The 25,072-nt window shown below is 41.4% G+C and carries 16 protein-coding genes; 13 read left to right on the forward strand and 3 right to left on the reverse strand.

The features are described from left to right. Positions 1-21: 21 nt before the first annotated feature. From BMY70_RS08460 to BMY70_RS08515, 13 genes are all read left to right on the forward strand, one after another. The gene (locus BMY70_RS08460) at positions 22-429 is read left to right on the forward strand and encodes an SGBP N-terminal domain-containing protein (protein WP_090334571.1); all 408 of its coding nucleotides are present in this window, start codon (positions 22-24) and stop codon (positions 427-429) included. 21 nt (positions 430-450) lie between these two features. After that, positions 451-1,440 carry a DUF4466 family protein gene (locus tag BMY70_RS08465; RefSeq protein WP_090334575.1) on the forward strand — a complete coding sequence of 330 codons (990 nt, stop codon included), beginning with the start codon at positions 451-453 and terminating at the stop codon, positions 1,438-1,440. Positions 1,441-1,521: 81 nt separating this feature from the next. Beyond that, the gene (locus tag BMY70_RS31240) at positions 1,522-2,502 is read left to right on the forward strand and encodes a DUF4962 domain-containing protein (RefSeq protein ID WP_229209525.1); all 981 of its coding nucleotides are present in this window, start codon (positions 1,522-1,524) and stop codon (positions 2,500-2,502) included. A gap of 33 nt (positions 2,503-2,535) precedes the next feature. After that, positions 2,536-3,405: a heparinase II/III domain-containing protein gene (locus BMY70_RS31245; RefSeq protein ID WP_229209526.1), complete on the forward strand. Its 870-nt coding sequence runs from the start codon at positions 2,536-2,538 to the stop codon at positions 3,403-3,405. A 48-nt stretch (positions 3,406-3,453) separates the two neighbouring features. Next, the gene (locus BMY70_RS08475; RefSeq protein ID WP_090334577.1) at positions 3,454-5,649 is read left to right on the forward strand and encodes a polysaccharide lyase family 8 super-sandwich domain-containing protein; all 2,196 of its coding nucleotides are present in this window, start codon (positions 3,454-3,456) and stop codon (positions 5,647-5,649) included. An 827-nt stretch (positions 5,650-6,476) separates the two neighbouring features. Continuing rightward, positions 6,477-9,623, forward strand: coding sequence for a SusC/RagA family TonB-linked outer membrane protein (locus BMY70_RS08480; RefSeq protein ID WP_229209527.1), 3,147 nt, complete (start codon positions 6,477-6,479; stop codon positions 9,621-9,623). 44 nt (positions 9,624-9,667) lie between these two features. Beyond that, entirely contained in the window at positions 9,668-11,359 is a 1,692-nt protein-coding gene (locus BMY70_RS08485) for a RagB/SusD family nutrient uptake outer membrane protein (protein ID WP_090334580.1), read from the forward strand. 301 nt (positions 11,360-11,660) lie between these two features. Beyond that, positions 11,661-14,804, forward strand: coding sequence for a SusC/RagA family TonB-linked outer membrane protein (locus BMY70_RS08490; RefSeq protein ID WP_229209528.1), 3,144 nt, complete (start codon positions 11,661-11,663; stop codon positions 14,802-14,804). A gap of 61 nt (positions 14,805-14,865) precedes the next feature. Next, entirely contained in the window at positions 14,866-16,662 is a 1,797-nt protein-coding gene (locus BMY70_RS08495) for a RagB/SusD family nutrient uptake outer membrane protein (RefSeq protein ID WP_229209529.1), read from the forward strand. A gap of 113 nt (positions 16,663-16,775) precedes the next feature. Further along, a complete protein-coding gene (locus BMY70_RS08500; protein ID WP_090334587.1) occupies positions 16,776-17,693 on the forward strand; it encodes a sugar phosphate isomerase/epimerase family protein in 918 nt (305 codons plus the stop codon). Positions 17,694-17,867: 174 nt separating this feature from the next. After that, positions 17,868-19,244, forward strand: coding sequence for a 3-keto-disaccharide hydrolase (locus tag BMY70_RS08505; protein ID WP_090334801.1), 1,377 nt, complete (start codon positions 17,868-17,870; stop codon positions 19,242-19,244). 30 nt (positions 19,245-19,274) lie between these two features. After that, the gene (locus BMY70_RS08510; RefSeq protein ID WP_090334590.1) at positions 19,275-20,615 is read left to right on the forward strand and encodes a Gfo/Idh/MocA family protein; all 1,341 of its coding nucleotides are present in this window, start codon (positions 19,275-19,277) and stop codon (positions 20,613-20,615) included. Positions 20,616-20,758: 143 nt separating this feature from the next. After that, positions 20,759-21,796, forward strand: coding sequence for a DUF6807 domain-containing protein (locus tag BMY70_RS08515; protein ID WP_374754700.1), 1,038 nt, complete (start codon positions 20,759-20,761; stop codon positions 21,794-21,796). Positions 21,797-21,881: 85 nt separating this feature from the next. On the opposite strand, the gene BMY70_RS08520 is transcribed toward BMY70_RS08515, so the two are convergent. From BMY70_RS08520 to BMY70_RS08530, 3 genes are all read right to left on the reverse strand, one after another. Next, the gene (locus BMY70_RS08520) at positions 21,882-23,615 is read right to left on the reverse strand and encodes a M14 family metallopeptidase (RefSeq protein ID WP_090334803.1); all 1,734 of its coding nucleotides are present in this window, start codon (positions 23,613-23,615) and stop codon (positions 21,882-21,884) included. A gap of 78 nt (positions 23,616-23,693) precedes the next feature. Further along, positions 23,694-24,401, reverse strand: coding sequence for a hypothetical protein (locus tag BMY70_RS08525; protein ID WP_090334593.1), 708 nt, complete (start codon positions 24,399-24,401; stop codon positions 23,694-23,696). A 157-nt stretch (positions 24,402-24,558) separates the two neighbouring features. Then, the gene (locus BMY70_RS08530; protein WP_090334595.1) at positions 24,559-25,071 is read right to left on the reverse strand and encodes a DUF1648 domain-containing protein; all 513 of its coding nucleotides are present in this window, start codon (positions 25,069-25,071) and stop codon (positions 24,559-24,561) included. Position 25,072: the final 1 nt, after the last annotated feature.

Genomic DNA, 25,072 nt, shown 5'->3' on the forward strand with positions numbered 1-25,072 from the left:
CCATACTAAACAGCAGAAAAGATGTTAAAAAATATAAGATTTATCGGAGCGGTAATTTTGACAAGCATGGCTTTGTTTGCCTGTAAAGAAGATTTTCCAGTGGACGAAGATGGTCTGCTGATCACTTCCCGGACACAATGTTATGTCAGTAATTTTGAATTGCTTGGTTCTGATTTTCAAACTGTGAGAACAAAAAATGCAGTGATCGACACGACCGCGCTTACTGTCAATGTTGAGGTGTTTTATGGTACCGACCTTAAAAATATCTATCCCCAGTTCTCGCTGGTAACGGACGCGAAGCTTGAACCGAAAATCACTGGAAAAGTGGATTTTTCTGATTTAGCGAATCCTAAAAAGTACACGGTTATTTCCGGGAACCGGCAAGTGAAGAAAACCTATACGGTAACGGTCACGGTTCAAAAACCTTAATCTTTTAATTTTCAGAAGATCATGAAATATAGATATTTATCCTATTTGGCAGCGGTGCTGTCCATCATACTTTCGCTGACTGCTTGTAATGAAGATGACGACGGGTTGACCATTGCGCCTAAAAATGAACTGCAAAATGATGTTATAAAAAGAACACTTGGGCCAAATCTTGTGGGTTTAAACATCGAATTTGCTTACGCGATGGCAATTCCGAAATCATTAGGAAAGTTGGTTTCTGCGCAGGTGGAAGCTTCCATCGGAGGCGCGGAAAGTACTTATCTTGACAATAAATCCTATTATACAAACGGGAGCGGCCAGGATATCGGAATTCAGGTGGGGAGTGTTTCCGTCAATGAGGGCGCTAAAACAACGGTAACTTTTACCAAGGATACGACCGCTGCTACGCTTCGCTATTTTTACCGTATTCCAACAGCTGCACGCGGAAAAGAAGTCACATTTAAATTTTCAGCAAATGCAAGCAACGGGCAAACGGTAACATATGCGATGGGACCATATAAAATCGCAGAAATGGATATGGTGCTGGATCTGGATGTAAAAGATAGTACAGCTGCTTATATTTCTATTGCCGACATGGCAGTTTACAGTCCGGCGGAAGCAGCTACAAAAGCGGATAAAATTGATCTCGTATATCTTTACCGCTCCATTCCTAATATTACCTTCAATCATGCGCTGGTAGCACCTTCCAACAAGGATTATTTGCCTGGTGTAAAGTTGCCAGCGGGTGTAAGTCGTACGGCCAAAATCAACAAAGTCTGGGCTTTACGTGATTTTCACTTGGCTCGTCTTCAGTTTGGTGTCTATATTGATGATCTTGATTTTCAGCAACTTGATATTACCAATTCGCCTGATTATGCAATTAATATGCGTGCAGAAGCTGGTGCCTGGGTCGAGACTGCTGATGGAAAATACAGAGCTTACATTTATATGAATTCTGTAAATAACGGGACCAAAAGTGCAAAGATCAGTATGAAGCGATATACGCTAAAATAAAACATCCTGTCATTCGCCTAGCTTGATTTAGGCCGGAGAATGACGGGATTTTTGATTTAACTATCACCAAATTCCTGGACCATGAAAAAATTTCTGATCGTTATTTTTCTTTTCTTTCATTTGGGTGCGTCTGCACAAGATGATAAACAAGCACCGCTGAGTAACATTCTTAAATCGCTGGAAAGAGGACATCCCCGACTTTTACTGGTGAAAGGAGAGGAAAAGTCGATTTTACAACAGATCGGAAAACATAAAGAATGGAATGCCATACATCAGGGAATCTTGGCTGAATGTGATAAAATTATTGAACTCCCGCCTGTTGAAAGGATCAAGATCGGACGGCGCCTGCTGGATAAATCACGTGAATGTCTGCGGCGTGTTTTTCAGCTTTCTTATGCTTACAGAACTACGGGAAATGAAAAATATCTGAAACGTGCGGAAAAGGAGCTGATCGCGGTATCTAACTTTGAAGACTGGAATCCGACCCATTTTCTGGATGTGGCAGAAATGACCATGGCCGTTGCGATCGGCTATGACTGGCTTTTTGATAAATTATCAGAAGAAAACCGGAAAATCATCCGTGAGGCCATTATAACAAAAGGAATAAATCCATCTTTCGATAATAAGTATAATTCTTTTGTCAAAGCAGAAAATAACTGGAACCAGGTATGTAATGCAGGAATGACATTTGGTGCCCTGGCGATTGCTGAAAATGAACCTGGACTAGCAGAGCAAGTTATCAACAGGGCAGTAGCATCCATTCCAAAATCCATGTCAATATCTTACAAGCCTGATGGTGCTTACCCGGAAGGATTTAGCTACTGGGAATATGGTACAAGCTTTAATGTGTTGTTTATAAGTTCATTAGAAAAATCTCTCAATACTGATTTCGGATTAAATAGATTTCCCGGATTTTTGAAAACAGCCGGGTTCCTTGAAAATTTAATCGGCCCGACAGGAATGGCCCATAACTGGGGAGATAGCGGTTTACGGGATGGGTTAAGTCCTGCCATGTTTTGGTTTGCCGATAAAACCAAAGATCCGTCTTTACTATATAATTAGAAAAAATTGCTTAAAAAACCTGGTAATAGCTATGTGAGAAATAGAATTATTCCGGCTTTGCTGATTTGGGGTGCACAAACAGATCTTGGGTCAGTCAAGGAGCCAAAAGAGAAAGTCTGGGTGGGGCAGGGTGAAAATCCGGTGGGGTTGATGCGAACTTCCTGGTCGGATACCAATGCGATTTTTGTCGGATTTAAAGCGGGTTCTCCTTCTGTAAATCATGCGCATATGGATGTCGGATCTTTTGTTTTGGATGCCAATGGAGAACGTTGGGCAATGGATTTTGGCATGCAGGACTATAATTCCCTGGAAACAAAAGGTGTCGATCTCTGGAACCGCGCGCAAAATTCGCAGCGCTGGGAAGTTTTCAGGTTGAATAATCTTGCGCATAATACGTTGACTTTTAACGGGCAACTGCAAAAGGTAAAGGGTTATGCGAAAATCGACGCCTGGTCGGCGAAGCCTGGTCAGCCAGCTGTTATTTCTGATCTTTCCAAAATTTATGAAGGCCAGGTTGCATCGGCAAAACGGGGAATATCTATTAAAAATCAATCTTACGTTGTTGTTCGGGATGAAATTAAAACATCGGAAAAACCAGTTACCGTACGGTGGAACTTACTAACGCCTGCGTCGGTGAGAATACTGGATAACCAGACGGTAGAGCTGACCCAGCACGGGAAAAAGATGTATTTAATCTTTGATACAAAAGAGAAAATTGAGATAAAAACCTGGCCGACAGCGCCAACGCACGATTACGATGCGCCAAATCCGGATACGCAGTTTATCGGGTTTGAAACCACACTTTCTGAAAATTCGCAACATTCTTTCAATGCTTTTTTCACGACGTCTGAAAAGATGCCGGCAGCTTCTGCTTTATCGACCTGGTCGGTGGAAAGTAAGTGAATTGATAATTGATCTGATTTAACGCAGCGATTTCCTAACTCCAAGTCCATGAAAAAATTCCTGATTATTTTTTTGTTTATCGGTTTCCAAAGCTTTTCTCAAAACAACCCCGTTTCTGAGCCGCACAGATCGATTCCCGTAGAAGCTGGAAAAGTTGCGAATGATCCTGACCTTGAAGTAATAAGGAAACGCGTAGTGGCAGATCTGCTGAAACCGTCAATAAAAATAGATGAAATAGGCGAATTGTTAAAAGCGGAAAGAGCAGACGGAACCTGGCCGGAAATTAATTATCAGGATGTGTCAAGAACCGGCTTTGAACATAGCGAACATCTGCGGAATATGTTGGAACTAGCAAGGGCATACAAAAAATCCGGCTCGCCTTTTTTTGATAAAGCAGATGTAAAAAATGCTTTTTCAAAAGCGCTGGATTTTTGGATCACCCACGATTTTATTTGTGATAACTGGTGGTGGAATGAGATGGGCACTCCCCATTTAATGATCAATATTCTGCTGGTTATGGACGATGACCTTACCGAAAAACAAAAAGTGGAAGGCATACGAATTGCAGGACGGGCTAATCTGGAAGCATCGGGTGCAAGGCCGGGCGGTGACCTGATTCAGATTGCGGGGATGCGAGGAAAGCAAGCACTGTTTCAAAGAAATGCAGAAATACTGGCGGAAGTTATTCAAGTAATGGCTTCCGAAATTAAAGTTTCTACGGGACGTGGGATGAAACCGGATCTGAGTTTTCATCATCGTACGGATAACGTCATTTCAACGCTGGCTTACGGTACGGGTTATGCAAGTTCATTCGCCTACTGGGCAGTCAAGATCGAAGGGACGAAATATAAATTGCCTGACTCAGCGATGAACTTGCTGATCGATTACTATCTGGATGGAATTTGTCAGTCATTGATTTATGGGAAATACCCTGATCCCGGTGCCGAAAACCGGGGGATTAGCAGGAAGGCTGCTTTGAATTCAGTCGGTCCGGAATTGCCTGAAGATCTTTTGAAGGCATCTTTGTACCGTAAAAAGGAGCTGGAATATATCGTCGCAATACGAAAAGGGGAAGTGAAACCGAACTTAACAAAGGACTATTATTTCTGGCATTCTCATTATTACACACATCAGCGACCGGATTATTATGTATCAGTTCGTATGCATTCCAGCCGTGCCAACAATATGGAGCAACCGCATAATGAAGAAGGATTGAAAAATCACCATTATGGCGACGGGAGTAATTTTATTTCCAGAACGGGAAAAGAATATTATCAGATTTTTCCTGTTTGGGACTGGCAGAAAATTCCGGGAACCACCATTTTGCAAAAACCTGATGTTGCCGGCTTCAAAGAAGTTGCGAAAAAAGGCCTTACCGATTTTTCGGGTGGTGTCACGGATGGCCGTTATGGAATTGCAGCATTTGATTTTGCCAGCGTGCACGATCCATTGAAAGCACGAAAAGCATGGTTCTTTTTTGATAAAGAAATTGTCAGTTTGGGAGCTGGAATAAACGCTGATTCAGATCTGCATGTTGCCACTACGCTAAATCAATGTTTATTAAATGGACCGGTCACTGTTAATGCTGCGGGAAGAACGGAAGAACTTAAAAAAGGAGCACGTCAGTTAAATGGGGTAAACTGGATTTTTCATGATAGTGTCGCATATATTTTTCCCAAACCGACTCCGATCAATATTTCCAATACTTCGGCGAGTGGAAATTGGCGGCAAATAAATCATCAGGCCTGGGCAACGGATGAGGAAGTGAAACTGGATGTTTTTACTGTCTGGATGGATCACGGGAAAAGACCGCAAAATGCTTCATACGTTTATATTGTAATTCCCGGTACCAATTCGGAACAGCTTGAAAGATATAGTAAAAAACAAGCTGTTAAAATCCTTTCTAATACTGCCGACCTCCAAGCAGTTTTGAATCAGGATTTAAGCCAGGCACAAATTGTGTTTTACAAATCCGGGCAATTAAAACTTACCGAAAAAGTTACTTTGAAAGCATTACATCCGTGCCTTGTACTGGTAAGTATGGCAGGTAATAAGGTGGCGCAGATCGTCGTATCTGATCCTACTGAAAAATTAAAATCCATTGAACTGGAAGTGACGGGAAATCTTGGCAAAAACGGTAATCAGTGGAATTCTGTTTACGACAAATCTAAAAATATAACATTAATTTCTTTCGATTTACCAACCGAGGGTTTGGCCGGAAAAAGTGTCGTTGCCCACTTTTAATTAGAAAATAATTAGCGATTACGGTCAGATGATTTTCGCGCGATAATTTTTGACATTTAAATCCGTATTTTCTTAGCACTTGGCGAATGTGCAGTACAGGTATTTACATTAACTTTCATTCATTGTTTTAATGAACTGACAGGTAAGGATTTATAGTGCTTTAAGGAAGTGTTCAATGTACAGAATTAAGTAAATTTAAGATTATTTAATTTTAGTTAATATTAATATAATACAATTAGTTATCAAGGAATTCGAATAGACGACAGACTAAATTAGTAACTATTTAGTCGAAATTTACAATTAAATATTTAAGAATCCCTATTCCGGCAACGTTCCCGAGAACGTTTGCGTAAATAAATTTGCCTGTTTCTTTTCAATTGTCTTTCCATTTATCTAATCTCAACTTAATAATTTGATTTTGTACTTTACGTGCAAAAAATAGTCTTATTGTTTTTATTCAAGATTATGCAATCGGTTGAAATGAATTTTTGTCAGAAATAATATAATTGAAATAATAGAATTTTTTCGAACATGAAAGTTACTTTTCCGATTCTAATGCAATTGAAGTTCGTAAAAAAGGAATAATACCGTAAACCCTTAGAAAGGCTTTCAAAAAAATACTTCATCGCAGCATTAATAACCAATTCTTATTTGCCCCCAATGAAAAAATAGATTCTGGCAGGCAGAATTAAAAACTATGTAACTATCAAATTACTTTATGAATATTTATAGAAAAAATTTCATCATTTAAATAAGGGTATCGCGTTATATAGTCGTCAGCATCATTGAGTTTCAGAATATCTTAAAATCTAACATAACCAGTTTATATGAAAAAACACTTTACTTGTATCAGGCAATACTTATTAGGATGTGCCGTGGTAGGTGTGATGGGTCTGGGCGTTGTAGCTCACGGATCACCGGTGCTTTCTTCCTCGAACACCAAGGGTACGAAAATTGACAAAAGCGTATCCGGTCAGGTGCTTTCAGCCGATGATAATACGCCTGTTCCCGGCGTATCAGTGGTTCTGAAAGGAAGCAGATCAGGAACAAATACCGACGCAGACGGGAAATTTAAAATCGATGTACCCGATAATTCAGCGATACTGGTGTTTTCATCTGTTGGTTTTGTAACACAGGAAATACCGGTCGGTGGAAAAAGCGAAATAACTATTACTCTGGCGAGTGACATGAAAAACCTGAGCGAAGTGGTCGTCGTAGGGTATGGTACGCAGAAGAAAAGCCAGACGACGGGAGCGATTTCATCGGTTTCTGCCAAAGAAATCACTGAAATGCCAATCACTAACCTGGGACAGGCTTTGCAGGGACGCACAGCGGGAGTGGACGTGAGCCAGGCAGGTTCTAAACCGGGGACTGCACCAAAAATTCTTATTCGGGGCCGTCGTTCTTTCAATGCCGGGAATGATCCTCTGTATGTAGTGGATGGAATACCATTGTCTGCTGGTTATGAGGATATTAACCCCAATGACATTCAGTCAATGGAGGTTTTGAAAGATGCTACAGCTACGGCTATTTACGGTGCCCGCGGCGCTAATGGAGTGGTACTCGTAACTACAAAACGTGGTGGAGTAAAGGGTAAGACAACCGTCACCTATGATACTTATTTTGGACAATCAGAAGCTTTGAATAAAATTAACCTATTCAATGGCGCTGAGTTTGCCGAGTATGTGAGAGAAGCCTATCGTTCAACGAAAAACAGCAAGGGTGAAATTATCTATACTGATGCAAATGGCGTATATGTACCAACCGGTAAATCAGATCCGGCGGCTGATGCAAAAATTGCCGTATTAGGTGGTGACCCCAACGTAAAAGCGGGGATTGAGCAAGGACGAAGCACCGATTATCAGGATCTTATTTTAAAAAAGGGTTTTCAGCAAAACCATACTCTGGGTGTTCAGGGAGGAAATGAGAAGACCCAGTTTTATATTTCAGCAGGTGTTTTTCAGGATAAAGGTATAACGGAAGGTTTGGATTATACCCGTACATCTGTCAGAACAAATATAGATCATAGTATCAACAAGAAACTTCGTGTGGGTATTTCGTCGTACTTAATGTACAGTAACAGAAATGGAGAAACCCTGAATCCATATAGTTTTACTATTAATCAAAATCCGCTTGGATCTCCATTCCTGGAAGATGGAAGGATTAACTTTGCACCGACCAATGATGCACTATTGACCAATCCATTGGCTGAAATTGTAAAAGGGGCGCAAGTTGATAACACAAAAAGATACCGGATTTTTAATAGCATTTATGCAGAGGTACAAATTCTGGAAGGCTTAAAATACCGTGTGAATTTTGGGCCGGATATTACAGTTTCGCGTATGGGAAGATTCGTCGGCGCGCAAACCAATGCACGTAAAGGCGGTGATGCGCAGGCAAGTAACCTGAACCGTTTCGGATTTAACTGGACACTTGAAAATATCGTTAGCTATAACAAAACATTTGCCAACAGACATAATCTGGGTGTAACGTTTGTTCAGTCTATTCAGCGCGACCGCTTTGAAAATTATGGAACGCAGGTTCAAGGGGTGCCGGTAGAGTCACAGCAGTTTTATAACATGGGAAATGCTAGCACCATCTTGCAGACTGTCAGTGGTTTAACAGAATGGACGATTAGCTCTTTCCTTGGTCGGATCAATTATGATTTTAACGATAAATATCTTGTAACATTAACTCTGCGTCGTGATGGATCAAGCCGTTTTGGGGAAAATACAAAATGGGGAAATTTCCCGGGTGTTGCCTTGGGCTGGAACATCAGCAACGAGCCATTCCTGAAAGGTACTTCGTGGCTCGATTTGCTAAAATTGAGAGCAGGCTGGGGTAAAGTGGGAAACCAAGGGGTAGCTCCATATCAGACACAGGGCTTGCTAAACAGAACGGTGTATGCCTGGGATAATACAGGTGCATTTGGATACAGACCAGGTACAATCGGAAACAGTGATCTTCGCTGGGAAAGCTCAGCTTCTACCAATATTGGTGTTGATTTTAGTATTTTGGCAGGACGTGTTCAGGGATCTGTTGAGGTTTATCAAACAAACACAACTGACCTTCTTCTGTCCGATCAGCTTCCGGGCTCAATTGGATTCAGCGCAGTGACCCGTAATGTTGGTGAAACAAGAAACAGAGGGGTTGAATTAGGTATCACGACGACAAACGTTAATACCAAAGGCGGCTTCAAGTGGAATACAGATTTGCAGTTCACAAAAAATTCGGAAGCGATTCTTTCTCTTTATAACGGAAAAGTGGATGATGTAGGAAATAAATGGTTTATTGGACAGCCTCTGAATTCTTTCTTTGACTATAAAAAAATCGGTATCTGGCAAGTAAATGAGGCGGAAGAAGCCAAGAAATACTACCCGGGTGATCAGAACAACGCATTGGGCGCGGGTGTGGGTCAGGTGAAGGTTCAGGATACGAACAACGATGGGGTGATCAACGCAGATGACCGTGTTTTGCTCGGGTCGGACGTTCCGGATTTTAGTATGGGTTTGACCAACCGTTTCTCTTACAAAGGATTTGATTTGTCGTTATTCTTTTTTGGAAGGTTCGGACAAAAAATCATAAGTGGTTTTCATCAGAACAACAATGCTCTGGCAGGTCGTTATCAGCAGATTAAAGTAGATTACTGGACACCGGACAATCCGAACGCACAGTATCCGCGTCCTTTTAGCAGCCAGGAGTTTCCCCAGTATAATACCACGCTTATTTATTTTGACGGATCGTTTATTAAGCTTCGTAACATTAATGCGGGATATACTTTTACCAATAATGTAACCAAAAGACTGGGTCTGGAATCTCTTAGAATTTTTACCAGTATTCAGCAACCTAAAATCTGGTCCAGCTTTATTTCGAAGTATAATGGTGTGGATCCGGAAACGGATGGAACCTCCGTTAATAATGGAATTACACCTGCTACCAGAATTTGGACCGTTGGTCTAAATGTTAAGTTCTGATAGGTTTTTTTAAGAAATTTGTAAAAATATTAATTGACTAGGACATGAATTTCAAATATATAACCAAACCTGCAAAAGTTGTTGCCATGGCTGCTTTGATGCTATCGGGGCAGGCCTGTAATAATTTGCTGGACGAAGTAGTAGTATCAGGAATTGACACGAACTACCTTAATACCGCGAAGGGATTTGAGGACGGCGTAAATTCTGCATACTCCGCTTTGCGGATTTATTACGCAACGCAGCTTGGGCTGACCATGACCGAATTTGGAACTGATATATATGCCACCGGAGCGGATGGCGGTTATAAAGGTTTTCATTTTTATGACACTCAAATGAACCCAACGGTTGACTATCTGGCAATATTATGGGATGAATTCTATCGTGGAATAAATACCTGTAACGCGATTATTGACAGAGCTCCTAACGTTGCCGGTGTCAGTGATGACGTCAAAAAGTTAAGGGTAGCTGAAATGAAATTTCTTCGTGCACATTATTACTTTATCTTGTTCCAGCAATATGGAGGCGTCGATTTACGCTTGACCGAAACTGTGGTAGCTACTAAGGAAACGAAAAGATATACGGATGCAGAAATGTATGCAGCCATCATCAAGGACATGACGGAAGCGATTTCTGCCTTGCCTGCGACTTCGGCACAATATGGCCGTATTATCAAACCGGTTGCTGAAATGGGACTGGCAAAAGTTTATCTGGCAAAAGCATATTCTGCGCAGAAAGCGGCTGACGATTTTACCAAAGCGATCGAACTTACCAAGAGTGTTACAACCAATTACGGCTTCAAATTACAGGACGATTTTGCCAGTGTGTTTGATGAAGGCAACCAGAGAAATACAGAGATAGTGTGGGCAGCACAATATACATCTGATCCGTTGACCAACCTTACAAATAATACCGGCGCGACCAATGGTGGAAATAACCTGCACCTTTTCTTTGGAATGCAGTATGACGTTCAGGCCGGTATGCAGCGCGATATATTGAACGGGCGTCCATTCAAACGTCTCAGACCGACTACATATCTCACAGACGTTGTTTTTGGTGAAAGAGTGAACGACTCAAGATACAAAAAGACATTTAAAGATACGTGGCTGTCCAATAAGCCGGGTACTTATAATACCGCATTCGACGATTCAAAAGCCAGTGTTACGTTTGCCGCCGGCGATACAGCGATATTCATTCCTGGCTTTGAGATGTCAAAAGCAGACAGAGCTAAGAAAAAATACCAGGTTCTGGTGCCAAGCAAATATTCAGAAGCATTGTTTCCAACTTTAAAGAAGTTTTTTGATACAAAACGTCCGGACATGACGTATGAAGCGGGAAGTCGCGACTACTTCATATTCCGACTGGCAGAAGCCTATTTGATGCTTGCTGAAGCTCAACTGGGTGTTGGTAATGTGAAAGATGCAACAACTGCCATAAATGTTGTGCGTGCAAGAGCTGGATGGGCTGGTAAAAAAGACGCCATGTTAATTAAAGATTCCGAAATGACTTTTGAGTTTTTAATGGAAGAGCGGGCGAGAGAATTGGCCGGTGAACAGTCACGCTGGATGGATCTTAAACGCTGGGGCAATTTGGTCGACCGTGTAAAAAAATACAATCCTCAGGCAGCGGCCAACGTAGCCGACAGGCATTTACTGAGACCTATTCCTCAGACACAGATTGACCGTAGCGCAAAAAATGCAGAAGGAGTTTCTGTTTTCGCCCAAAATCCCGGATACTAAGTTATAACAGTTTGATGGTTGTCATTTGAGATTAAAAAGCCTGGAATTTTATGCTCGTCATAAATTTCCAGGCTTTTTGATTTATAATTTTTTTAGCATTAAAAATACTGATTTTGAGCCCAGCAGACACATATTTGAATATTTTAATAATTCCCCTAAAAAATAGTAATAAAGGATTTTAAGGGTTGGAATGGTACAATTTCGTCAGGTTTTTTTGATATGCAATCGGTTGAAATATTAATTGATTTTAATCTTGTGCTATTATTCCTAAACAAATTACTCACCATTTTACTTAAGTCCAATGAATAGAGGATTTCTATCATCTCATTCAAAAGCGGGAAAGTGCTATATGCTTTTAGCAATGCTGCTGCCCCCCGTTTTTTCTACGGCCAGCGGGATTAATCCCAATCTTAACATCCTGATCCAATCCCGGATAGACAAAAAAATTACCGGGAAAGTCCTGGCGAAAGACGACAATACACCAGTTCCGGGTGTTACTGTTGTTGTCAAAAATTCTTCGATCGGGACCACCACTGATATTGACGGAAAATATGAAATCAGTGTTCCTGACGATAATGCCATTCTCGTTTTTTCTGCTGTTGGTTTTCTTACCCAGGAAAAAGTTGTTGGAGGCACTAATAATATTGACATCACAATCGCATCTGACCAAAAAACCTTGGACGAAGTAGTTGTGGTAGGTTACGGTACTCAAAAAAAGAGAGACCTTACAGGGGCAGTTTCTCAAATTAATACCGCCAAACTGGAAAATGAAAATCCTAACTCAGTCCAGGACATTCTTAGAGGTAATGTTGCCGGATTAAATGTTGGAATGTCGCCATCTGCAAAAGGAGGTGGTAGTTTGCTAGTACGTGGTAGAAATTCGATTAACGCAGCTACAAGTCCATTGCTTGTTTTAGATGGGACGATTTATTACGGAGATTTATCCGATATTAATCCAAACGATATCGAAACCATCGACGTATTGAAAGACGCAAGTTCGACAGCGGTCTTCGGAGCAAAAGCGGCCAGTGGCGTTATCCTGATTACAACAAAGAAAGGAAAGGACGGGAAGACTGTAATTAATATCAATTCGAACATGGGGATAGGGAATGTTTCGAAAAATCAGCCTGTTCTCGGTCCTGACGAATTTGTGGCCTGGCGTGGCGATGTGATGAAGAACATCAACTCCACGTACAAACCTCATCAGTTTGATAATCCGGCGAATTTACCTTCGGACATATCACTCGATCAGTGGCTTGCTTACGATGGCTCTAAGGGAGACCCGACAACGATCTGGTTACAGCGACTCGGAATGCAACCCGTTGAAATAGAAAATTATAAGGCTGGCAAAAGTGTAGATTGGTATAAAAAAGTTTTCCAGACCGGAATAAGACAAGATCATACCGTAAGCCTTTCCGGTAAAAAGGAAGCCATTTCATATTTTATGTCGTTGGGATATCTGAAGAATGAGGGTATAATCACCGGAGATCAGTTTAGTACCGTCCGCGGACGTGTCAATCTGGAAGGAAAAGTCAGCAAATTTTTGTCGGTAGGTATGACTACGCAATTTGCAGACAAAGACGAAAGTCAGGTGCCTGTTGATTATAATTTAGCACGTATACTTTCTCCCTGGGGATCTGAATTTAATGAAGACGGTACTTACAAATGGCGACCAAACAACGAGGCAAGTGGTGGTAATCATCCTTATTACGCCCGTCAGTTTATTGATCGCAGAGTCAAATACACGACTTTAAACACGACACTCTATGGCGTTGTAACCTTACCGTTTGGATTTTCTTATCGCATCAATTATACGCCACGCTATGAATTTTACGAGCGGTTCAATCATGAATCGGCGAAACATGCGGAATGGGCTGCGGTTGGTGGTAGTTCGAGCAGACAAAACAGGAAAACATTCAACTGGCAGGTAGATAATATCATCAAGTGGAATAAAGTATTCGGGGCACATAATTTCGATTTGACCTTACTGGCCAATGCTGAAAAATACCAGCGATGGGATAATACAATGACTAACAAAGGAAATCTTCCGACGGATGTACTTGGTTATCATGGTATTGGCGGTGGAATTCTTCCGACTGTTGCAAGTAATGACGAATACAGCACAGGTGATGCACTAATGGCGCGACTATTCTATTCGTACAAAGACCGCTATATGGTAACCTTATCAACAAGACGGGACGGCTACTCAGCATTCGGACAGCAGAACCCGCGAGCTCTTTTCTCTTCGGCTGCGTTGGGATGGGTATTTTCCGATGAAAAATTCTTCAAAAGCAGTTGGATTAACTATGGGAAACTACGTGCGTCCTGGGGAAGTAATGGCAACCGTGATATAGGTTTATACGAGGCTTTATCTGATTTGAATACAGGCAAATATTTACATGTAAGACCTGACGGTACCGTCTATCTGGTTAATCAGTTGTATGTAAACAGAATGCAGAATGCAAAATTAAAGTGGGAGAGAACAGCAGCATTTAACCTTGGACTTGATTTTGGTGTGTTGAATAATGTGCTGGAAGGGTCTATTGAGGTCTATAAATCTTCAACGACTGATCTTTTGGTTCAGCGTGCTCTTCCGGATATTCTTGGTTTTAGTTCAGTTTGGGATAACCTTGGCGAGGTCCAAAACAAGGGTATTGAATTTAGCCTGAATTCTGTGAACATTAACCATGAGAATTTCACATGGAGGTCGACAGCAAATTTCCAATTAAACAGAAACAAAATAGTTTCGCTATACGGAGATAAGGATGCTAATGGAAAAGAGAAGGACGATGTGGCAAACAGGCGGTTTATCGGACACGCCCTTGACGAAATTTGGGATTATAAAATCGACGGAGTCTGGCAGGTTGCTGAAAAAGATGAAGCCGCAAAATACGGCGTCAAACCTGGCGATTTTAAAATCCGGGATGTTGACAATGACGGCAAATACTCCAATGCGGATAAGGTATTTCAGGGTTACACCAACCCACGTTTCCGGTGGACTTTAAGAAACGACTTCAAGCTTTTCAAAGTTCTGGATGTTGGGGTTGCAGTGTACTCTTATTGGGGACACAAGGCGGCGTTCAATCAAATGAAAAACAGAGATGGATTTCTTGATAGAACAAGCTCGTACAAATTCCCATACTGGACAGAAGAAAACCCTTCAAATGAATGGGCTAGACTTTATTCAAGTGAAGGAGGGTCGAGTGGTTTTAATGTTTACAGAGACCGGTCCTTCATTCGTCTCGATAATATTTCATTAGGTTATACATTGCCCAAAAAGCTTGTGCAAAAGATTAGCATCGATAACTTAAAATTCTTTTTCTCAGCTAAAAATCTAGGATACTACGCACCAAAATGGGATTACTGGGATGCTGAGCCTGATATCGATAATAATAATGTCCCTTCGCCTCGAATTCTTACAGTTGGTGTCGACATTACTTTGTAATCATATATAAGAGAAAGAAACTATGAAATTTAGATATAAAAATTCAGGCAAAAGTTTTATAATGAGCTTTTGCTTGCTTACCGCAACACTTTTAAGCTGTGATGAATCACGGTTGACCCCGAAACCATTGTCATTTTTTGCACCGGAAAATACTTTTAACGATCCTGCCGGATTGCGCGCAACGCTTATTGCCTGCGAACGCAATATGCGTTATGAATGGTATGGCGATAACCCTCCAATTGTCACAGAAGGTATATTTTCTGATATAGCTGTTGATGGAACTACTGACAAGTCCGGTCCTGCACAGAATATGAATCTTCAGATTACTCCGGACGCACAGCTCAACAGTACAGATTATAACAGAATCGGGTGGTATTGGCTGGAAGGATATAAAGGAATAAAATATGCTAATGTAGCTATTTCCCGGATTGATCAGCCGACTTACAAAAATGAACAGGAAAAGAACGAGCTCTTGGGAACTGCTTATTTTCACAGGGCCTTCAGATATTACAGGCTTGTAAATCAGTTTGGTGACGTTCCGCTTATTTTGGATGAGGTGATAGAACCCAAGCTTGATTTTCAATCTACCAAAAGAGAAGTCATTCTTCAGAAAATGAAAGAAGACCTGGAATTTGCTGAGAAATGGGTGCCTGTTGCAGTCGACAAGGGAATGGTTAACCGGGGAGCAGTCAGCCATCTTTTAACGAAAGTTAATCTTTCATTAGGGCTGTTTGATGACGCAATAAAGTCTGCAAACAATGTTATCGACGGAGGGACACATAAATTAATGACCAACCGTTTCGGGGTCAATGCAGGTGATGCGACCAAAAATATAATTTGGGATTTACATCGTCCGGAAAACAAAGCAGCAAGTGTAAACTCAGAGGCTTTGCTGTTAGTAATCGATCGCCTGTTGATTGACGGTAACTTCGATGGTGGTATTCAGAGTATGCGAAATGCTGTTCCATTCTGGCACAATAACATCAATACGCCGTCGGGCAACAGAGGAACAATTGATACTTATGCAATTGAATTTGATCAGGTTAATAAGTATGGAAGAGGCATTGGCCGCTTACGCCCAACCTGGTACTCGACGCAGGGAGTTTGGGATGATAAAAATGACCTTCGCCATGCGCCGGGCAACTGGATGAGAATGCAAGATCTGGTGTATAATAATCCATCTATAAAAGGGAAAGATGTGGATTATGGTAAAAATCTCCGACTTAGAACCGATGCCGGGGCATTATTAACAATTGATACCATTCGCTGCTGGTTTGACTGGCCCCACTACAAACTTTTTGTGGCTGACCCGGAGCGAGTTCAGGCATCAGGAGGGCACACAGACTGGTACGTTTTTAGATTAGCAGAAACACATTTACTCCGTGCAGAAGCATATTTCTGGAAAGGCGATCTGACCAATGCCGCGAAGGATATAAATGCGGTACGGGAAAGAGCCGGATGTGCGCCCATCGCTGCTGCGAAGATCGATATTGGTACCATTTTAGATGAAAGAGCGCGCGAACTATATTATGAAGAACCACGGAAAACTGAACTTACAAGGATTGCTTATATTTTAGCACAAACTGGCAAGGCTGCCTACAATGGAAAAACGTATAGTTTGGCAACTTTTTCAGACAACAATTTTTTCTATGACCGTGTGATGGAGAAAAGTAATTTTTATAATAAAGGTGTGAAAACCCGTCATGGAGATGAATATACTATGAGCCCGTACCATGTCCTCTGGCCAATCCCATCCGCAACTATTCAGGGAAATACCCAGGGAGTTATTAACCAGAACAAAGGTTACAAAGGATATGAAAACAATGTTCCTGCGTTAACTTCCATACCGGGAAAATAATATTTGATTTAATTTTAATACAAAAAAAGCTCTCGGTTACGGGGGCTTTTTTGTATTAAATTCGTCTTATAAAAAGCAATACTAATTTCTAAACCTTACGTTTACCGACAATTATGGAAACAATCGAATCCGCAGATCGCAGACTCTTTCTGCGAAATCTTTCTTTCGGAGCCGCGGCTCTTCTTACTTCTCCTGCATGGGCCGAAACCTTGCTGAAAAAAGGTGATGTGAAAATTGGATATTCAGCCATAACCTGGGGTGGCAAGGATGAACAGGCCATTGCTGAACTGGCAGGTTTGGGTTTTAAAGGAATACAGTTACGGGCAAATACTTTCGGGCCTTACCGTAATAAGGTTTCTGAATTAAAGGATGCGTTAGCAAAACACAATCTTACACTCTGCATGTTTTCAAGCGGAAATGTCGAGATTGATCCCGCGAAATTTGAAAGCACGGTTGATACCCATGTCGCACATGCCAGTTTTGTAAAAGCACTGGGTGGAAATGCTATTCAGCTGACTAATAGTCTGAGACCGAAAGATAGAAAACCAACTGTCGAAGAGCTTAAAAAACTTGCGCAGGTTATGAATGAAATTGGAAAACAAACCGCGGATCTCGGTGTGCAGGCGGTATATCACAACCATATGAACCAGCTTGGTGAAACTCCCGAAGAAGTAGATATCATTGTGCAGGCTATGGATCCGAGATATGCCAGATTATTACTGGACATTGCACATTATAAACAGGGCGGGGGAGAGCCTGAAGAAGCCGTTGTTAAATACAAAAGTATTATCCACTCACTTCATTTGAAGGATACCAAACCAGCCGAAACTAAAAACGGATATAAATTTGTCGAGCTTGGGCAGGGACGGGTAAATGTCGCGGCTGTATTTGACGCGCTCAACAAAATCAAATTTAAAGGATGGGCTGTCATCGAACTGGACGGCGTGCCCGATCCCGAGAAATCTCCTTTAATCTGCGCCGAGATTAATAAAAAATATATTACAGAGACTTTGAAATATCCGTTGGGTTGAGCCACGGTTGGGAGTTGTGATCATTTGTGAAAAAATATTTATTATCCAAGCGAGATAAAAGCAAGTTTGTAAGGGTAATTTGCAGAAAATATCGTTATATCAAGAGAAGACTAAAACAATTAAATTTTAGTCTTCTCGTCGTTTTAAATGATCAATAAAATTTTAATAATTCCAATGAATAAATTGAAAATTTGCTTGTCAGCAATGCTTTTGGCTGGTGTTCTTTTTAATGCAAACGCACAAAAATCAAAAGATGGCTGGCAGGATCTGTTTAATGGGAAAGATCTTTCCGGTTGGAAACAATTGAATGGAAAAGCAAAGTATGAAGTAAAAGACGGCGCTATTGTAGGAACATCTGTCATGGATACGCCTAATTCGTTTTTGACTACCGAAAAAAATTACGGCGATTTTATATTGGAGTTGGATGTAAAAGTGGACAATAAGCTGAACTCCGGAATCCAGATCAGAAGCCTTTCTACACCGGAATATCAAAATGGACGCGTTCACGGATATCAGGTAGAAATCGATCCGAGTGACAGAGCATGGTCGGGTGGATTATATGACGAGGCCCGTCGCGGTTGGTTATATTCACTTGACATCAATCCGGAAGGCAAAAAAGCATTTAAAAAGGAGGCGTGGAATAAGTATCGTATAGAAGCCATCGGGAATTCGATCAGGACTTTTGTCAATGGTGTGCCGGTTGCAGATGTGGTTGATGACGTAACGCCAAGCGGATTTATATGCTTGCAAGTGCATGCGATAGGTAACAAAGATAAAAGTCTGGAGGGCACTCAGGTAAGCTGGAAAAATGTTCGTATCAAAACAACAAACCTTAAACCAAGTCCTAAAACGAATATCCGTATTGTAAACCTTATTCCGAATACGCTTACGGAATCGGAAAAAGCACAGGGCTGGAAATTGTTGTATGATGGAAAATCGGTTGATCAGTGGCAATCTTACAGCGGAGCAGGATTTCCTGATAAACGCTGGACTTACAACGACGGCACAATCACAATTGCTAAATCTGACGGATCAGAAACAGGAAATGATATTGTTACAAAGGAGCTTTACGGACCTGCTTTTGAGTATCAGTTTCAGTTTAAATTAACTGAAGGAGCAAACAGCGGAGTTAAGTATTTCGTTGATAAAAAGTTTAATTCTGGCGGAAAATCAGGTGTTGGATTAGAGTACCAGGTACTTGATGACGCAAAACATCCTGATGCTAAAATGGGCAAAAATGGTAACCGTACCATTGGCTCTCTGTATGACCTGATCGCATCCGAAAAACCTTACAATGCAATTAAAAAAATCGGTGAGTGGAATCTTGGACGTGTTGTCGTTTATCCCGACGGGACTGTTCAGCATTTTTTAAATAATCACAAAGTTGTTGAGTATGTCCGCGGATCTCAGGCTTTTAAGGATTTGGTAGCTGAGTCAAAATTTAAAGGTTTTGACGGTTTCGGTCTTTCAGAAAAAGGGTATTTACTATTGCAGGATCACGGCGATAACGTTTCTTTCCGTAGCCTGAAAATTAAGGTATTGAGTAAATAAATTGTAGTCTTTCAAAATTTCCATATAATCATGACCAGTAGAAGAGATTTTATCAAAAAGGCAGCCTTGGCTTCTGCCGGAGTTGCGGTGAGTGTTAATTCAGTAAATGCGTCAAGTTATCGTCGCATTTTAGGAGCAAATGATCGCGTTCGCGTAGGAATAATTGGGTTTTCTGATCGTTTCCGAAGTTCACTTGCACCTAGTTTTGCTGAACATTCGAAAGAATTAAATTTCGAATTTATGGGTGTTTCCGATTTATGGAACCGCCGTCGTGATGAAGCTGAAAAGTTCATAAAAGGAAAAGGCTGGTCTGCCAGCGAATTTGTAAAGGCACGTAATAACGAAGAATTGTTGGCGCGTAAAGATGTTGACGCAGTTATTATCAGTACTGCCGACTTCCAGCATGCACTACATTGCGTCGAAGCTGTAAAATCCGGCCGTGATGTATATGTTGAAAAACCATTTGCCGAATCTTTGGCAGACGGGAAACTTGCATTGAAAACGGTTGAAAGTTCTAAACAAATTGTTCAGGTTGGTTCTCAGCGGCGGAGTGCTCCGAACTATCACGCCGCCAACGACTATATCCGTTCAGGTAAATTTGGGGATATATCGATGGTTGAAATGACCTGGAATGTGAACCAGCCAGGACGATGGAGACGCCCAGAATTGGTTGCTCAAATCAGAAAAGAAGATACAGACTGGGACCGTTTCTTAATGAACCGCCCGAAGACAGAATGGAATCCACGCCATTATCTGGAATACCGCTTGTTCTATCCTTATTCATCAGGTCTTCCGGGGCAATGGATGTCTCACCAGATTGATACCGTTCACTGGTTCTCAGGGCTGGAAGCACCGCGCAGCGTCGTTGCCAATGGCGGTGTTTACGTTTGGAAGGATGGTCGCGTGAATGCAGATACATTCTCCGCTACATTTGACTATGGCCCATTCGACAATCCGGATAAAGGTTTCCAGGTAATTTACTCAGCACGTATGCACCAGGCAGCGGGTGATGTAAAAGAATATTATTTCTCAAATGGCGGTATGATCAATCTTGATACCAACAAAATTACTTCTGAGGGCGGCCTTACGGCTAAAGCGGCAGAAGCAATGGGCATGAAAGCAAACTTGCTGCCAGAAACTTCATTAAAAGCTGGCGACAAAGTTGCGACGGACGCTAACACAGGATCTGATCCGATGACGTCGCTGCACATGCGTAACTGGATGGAATGTGTTCGTAGCCGCAAAGAGCCAAATGCACCTGCACGTGCCGGTTTCAATCACTCGGTAGCCAACATTATGTCGACACAAGCTTTGCATACGGGTAAAAAAGTTACCTGGGATCCAAAGAAAAGCGACATTGTTCTAAGTTAAATTTTTTGTTAAACGCAGAGATAAGGGAAGCGGCCACCGCGCGGTTTGAGCAAAGTTACGCGGAGAAAAGATTCAAGATTAAATCTCCGAACGCCGCGCAAACTTAACCCTGCGTTTAAACCTTAAACCTCAGAAAAGTGAAATTGAAACATACCAGCATAGCAATTGCTGCTTTTTCTCTGGCGATAAACGGATTAGTCCAGGCTCAGAAAGTAGATTTTGTTGATAATAAAAAAGACAAAAAAGTTGAAGTAAATATTGATGGTAAACCATTTACTTCTTATTTCTATCCAGGTGAGGATGTTTTGAAAAAGGCTGTTCTCTATCCTGTCATGACGGCCAAAGGAACATTGGTAACGCGGGGATGGCCGTTAGACCCACGTCCGGGAGAGCGGGTTGACCATCCGCATCACGTAGGTATCTGGTTGAATTATGAAGATGTGAACGGAAACGATTACTGGAATAATTCGAACGCGGTTGATCACGCCAAACGTGCTTACGGCACCATCAGGCATACCGGAATTACCAGTTTAAAAGGTGGAAAAGATAAGGGCGAACTTTCTGTGACAGCCGACTGGATCGATAAAGACGGTAAACTGACTTTAAAGGAAAAAACAACCTACGTTTTCAGCGGAAAGGGAAATAACAGAACGATCGATCGTCTGACAACTTTGACAGCAGTAAACGGAGATGTTGCGATGCCTGATATCAAAGACGGAATGTTTGCGATTCGTGTTGCCAGAGAACTGGAACTTCCTTCAACCAAACCGGAAATATTCACGGATGCATCGGGTATCGCTACAAAAGTTCCTACCATGAACAACGAAGGAATAACCGGAAATTACCGTAACAGCAACGGCGTAACCGGCGAAGACGTCTGGGCAAAAAGAGCAACCTGGTGTAATTTAACCGGTAAGATTAAGGATGAAAATATTAGTATTGCCATCGTCGATCATCCAAAGAATGTAGGATATCCAGCTTATTTTCACGCACGGGGATATGGTCTTTTCGCAGTAAATCCGCTAGGTCAGAAACCTTTCAGTAATGGCAAAGAAGTGCTTGATTATAAATTGAAAAAAGGAGAATCAACCACATTTCGCTATCGCTTGGTCGTAGCTTCTGAACATCTTTCGGATGATTCATTGAATGCAATCGCTGCTGATTTTGCAAAAGTGAAGTAAAAAAAGTATCGAAACTTGCCTCTGATAAACTTCAAAGCCACCTGTCGCGCATCTGCGGCAGGTGGCTTTGAAGTTAAATGCCTGACTATTTTACCATAACACGGAATACGGGGTAGCGCATATATTCTTTTTCCCGATGAGGCGAATTCTCATACATGAAGCGCAATTGTGCCTCTCCGCTTTTAGCAAAAGCTTCATCGACTTTCTTTTTTTCTTCCAGTTTTTGTCTTAGTTCCGGTGATTTACCCAAAAGATCCGCAGCCAGATCTTCAAATACGTAGCTGGAATATCCTTCCTTGGCCTGAAGAATTGAGTCAAAGAAATTCCATTTAAAAAATGAATCCACCGCTTTTGGTTCGAGAGTCTCCACGATATAGCGGTTCGTCCATTGATTTACAGGAATATACCAATCTCCTTTGCTGAATTTTACTTTTTTCTTTTCGGTGCGAAGCTCCGTATTCATGTGCCAGTAATGACCCTCGTAGGGTGTTTTTGGCGCGTCATAACTTTGAATATAATAAACCTCAACTTCACGTTCTTCGTCCTTTTCAATCTGCTTCATCTGAACCTGATTCAGTTTCAAAAGTTCGATCACATTAAACCAACCTTGCGGAATAATGTAAGCCGTAGGTTTGCTGACAACATCCAGAGGTTCGTAGGTATCATAAAAAGGAACTTTAACATTCAAGGGTTTTGAACGATTGTAATAAAGCCTGTCCTTCCCGCTGATTTTGCTTGGGATATATTCGGGCTGGTATCCTTTAAAATCAATTTCTGTAAATTTCGCCTTATTATTCTGCCAGGTTATCGCAAATTCCTCCTGTGTCTTTACCGCTTCCTTGGTGTCCTTGCGCATTTGCAAAATCTGCTTTCTATATTTTGCCAGCACTTTCAAATTTCCATGCAAGTAGACATAAGTCGCTTTCACCCGTTTATCGTAAGATTTCAACATGTGTGTTTCTGTCATCACACCGATAGTATGAAAAAGAGCCGCGTAGCCTGTTGAATATCTTGGCCAATCCGGAAATTGTGTAAAACCTTTATCAGGAGTTTGACCGAACGAATTGACGTAAGGTGTCGCTTCAAAACCTGCCTCTTTTAGAAATTGGTACATAAAAGGAAGAAAAGTTTCCTTATGAAATTTTCCTAAGGAACCGCCCAGTTTATCTTGTTGCGCATAGTCAAGCGTCATCACATATTGGTAATCAGCTCCATTGCTTACGTGGGTATCTGCAAAAAGATCAGGATCCAGCTCATGAAAAATAGCAGCAAAACTGCGGGCATTTCTTGTGTCATTTTTTATAAAATCCCGGTTCAGATCGTAATGTCGTGCATTTCCGCGAAACCCGTATTCCACAGGTCCGTCCTGATTGGTACGCGTTGTACTGTTACGATTCAGCGCGCCGCCGATATTGTAAAAAGGAATTATCGCAAGAACAATGCTGTCGAGTTCCGGAAATTTTTCAGGATGCATCGCAATATCACGCAGCAATAGCATAGAAGCGTCCACGCCGTCAGGCTCGCCAGGGTGGATCGCGTTATTGATGAAATAAACCGCTTTTCCCTGCGCCTTGAGTTTCTTAATATCAAAGATTTTATTTTTGGAATAAAGAACAAGACTTAACGGTTTCCCGCTATCGGTCAGTCCTTTTTCTGTAATTTGTATTTGAGAGAAATTTTTAGCCAGAAGTTTGTAGTAGGCAATTCCCTCGTCATAAGTTGGCGTTTCTTTCCCACCGCTTTTTTCAAAACGTGTCTCATATTGTGCGAATGAAACGGAGGAAATTAATAATAACAGGGATAGTAGGGATTTTTGCATAGAAATAAAAAATTGCATAAAGACAATTTTACTGATAAGACTGTCGATATGCAATTTCTCCGTCAGTTAATTGACGTTTTATTCTTCACTTTCTACAACAATATCGGGATGCGATGTTGCTTCATAATTATTTGAATATTTAATATCGTCAAGCCAATACGTTGAACTCACAATATCAAATGTGATCTCATTTGACTTTTTATCAACCGTTTCGAGCTGCCATATAATACTATCGGCTTCCTCAAAACTCGTTCCTTCCAGCTGATCACCGAAAAGTCTGTTGACCAAATTGTGATCCGTCATACCCTGTGCCAGAATCCGCACTATCGGAGCTTTTGGTTTCTCTTCAAAAATTGTTAAACTTTCGGGATTTTCAGCCGTTACTTTCAGCTGAAATCTGACTGCTTCTGCCCTTGGAAATTTTCCGTTGTAAGCCTCGTACAACAACTGCGTTGCTTTGAAAAAACTTGGATGGAGATCCAGTTTCGGATTTTCTTCCCAAAGTTTTTCAGTGAGCATCTGGTGCGACAAATTCTCAATTTGTCCGTCTGTCAGCTCATCTTCTATTAAATATTCGAGAACAATTTTCGCTGCTTCGGCAGGTTCAAAATCGGTGATCGACATGAAACACATCTCTTTCAGTTCCGATGCCTGAATTTCGTCCGGATTTTCATAATCCATTTTTACTAACAGAGCCTTGTAATCCTCGTTAGTCCATGAACCCGGAAGTTCCTGAATGGTGGTAAATGATAAAACTTCGACTGCAAATTTATTCTTGTCTTCCATAAATCTTTTTAAAAATTGCCTAAAAATATAGTCGTCTTACTAAAACTCTTCCAATCTCCATTTTAGAAAATTGGTAATAAATTTGATTAGACGTTCTATTCAGGATCAGGTAATCCTGCTATTCGATATAAGGAAAACTGTGCCAGACCCTGTCTAACTATTTCTTCATCAATTTTTCACGCATTGTCCTTTTGAAAAAGTATGCAACAGGGAATAGTAAAGTTATTACTACGGCCGGCAGAAAAAACGATCCCAGACCGTCAGTTACATGATCGACGATCAGGTTGGTTATCACCATGATATAGATAAAACCGATCATGACCATAAGCTTCAGGAATTTGACGATCCTGATCGCGAAATCCAGGTTTTTGTTTGGTATGGCAGTCGCACCAGGTGATGCAAATACATACTTGATCGTGAGTGTTATCGAGAAAAATATAAAACAAGCTATACCCAAAACAGCAAAAAGGAAAAGTTTGCTTCCAAAACCATTTGGCCGTCCTACGATATTAAAATGAACTGGAATGGTATCAGGAACGCGGAAATAGGTAAAAATTGTAAGAATAACCAGCGTCGCCAGGCCAAACCAACCAGCAGTATCCAGCATTTTATCCACCTTGGAAAAACCGGATTTGGGATTTGATTTTTTTGATAATTGAGATTTTGCCATC

It is taken from the genome of Dyadobacter koreensis (genome assembly GCF_900108855.1).
GTDB classification, from domain to species: Bacteria; Bacteroidota; Bacteroidia; order Cytophagales; family Spirosomataceae; genus Dyadobacter; species Dyadobacter koreensis.

Excerpts from the sequence above, each read along its gene's own strand:
- BMY70_RS08460 (WP_090334571.1), top strand. The coding sequence starts at position 22 with ATGTTAAAAAATATAAGATTTATCGGAGCGGTAATTTTGACAAGCATG.
- BMY70_RS08465 (WP_090334575.1), top strand. The coding sequence starts at position 451 with ATGAAATATAGATATTTATCCTATTTGGCAGCGGTGCTGTCCATCATA.
- BMY70_RS31240 (WP_229209525.1), top strand. The coding sequence starts at position 1,522 with ATGAAAAAATTTCTGATCGTTATTTTTCTTTTCTTTCATTTGGGTGCG.
- BMY70_RS08475 (WP_090334577.1), top strand. The coding sequence starts at position 3,454 with ATGAAAAAATTCCTGATTATTTTTTTGTTTATCGGTTTCCAAAGCTTT.
- BMY70_RS08480 (WP_229209527.1), top strand. The coding sequence starts at position 6,477 with ATGAAAAAACACTTTACTTGTATCAGGCAATACTTATTAGGATGTGCC.
- BMY70_RS08485 (WP_090334580.1), top strand. The coding sequence starts at position 9,668 with ATGAATTTCAAATATATAACCAAACCTGCAAAAGTTGTTGCCATGGCT.
- BMY70_RS08490 (WP_229209528.1), top strand. The coding sequence starts at position 11,661 with ATGAATAGAGGATTTCTATCATCTCATTCAAAAGCGGGAAAGTGCTAT.
- BMY70_RS08495 (WP_229209529.1), top strand. The coding sequence starts at position 14,866 with ATGAGCTTTTGCTTGCTTACCGCAACACTTTTAAGCTGTGATGAATCA.
- BMY70_RS08500 (WP_090334587.1), top strand. The coding sequence starts at position 16,776 with ATGGAAACAATCGAATCCGCAGATCGCAGACTCTTTCTGCGAAATCTT.
- BMY70_RS08505 (WP_090334801.1), top strand. The coding sequence starts at position 17,868 with ATGAATAAATTGAAAATTTGCTTGTCAGCAATGCTTTTGGCTGGTGTT.
- BMY70_RS08510 (WP_090334590.1), top strand. The coding sequence starts at position 19,275 with ATGACCAGTAGAAGAGATTTTATCAAAAAGGCAGCCTTGGCTTCTGCC.
- BMY70_RS08520 (WP_090334803.1), bottom strand. The coding sequence starts at position 23,615 with ATGCAAAAATCCCTACTATCCCTGTTATTATTAATTTCCTCCGTTTCA.
- BMY70_RS08525 (WP_090334593.1), bottom strand. The coding sequence starts at position 24,401 with ATGGAAGACAAGAATAAATTTGCAGTCGAAGTTTTATCATTTACCACC.
- BMY70_RS08530 (WP_090334595.1), bottom strand. The coding sequence starts at position 25,071 with ATGGCAAAATCTCAATTATCAAAAAAATCAAATCCCAAATCCGGTTTT.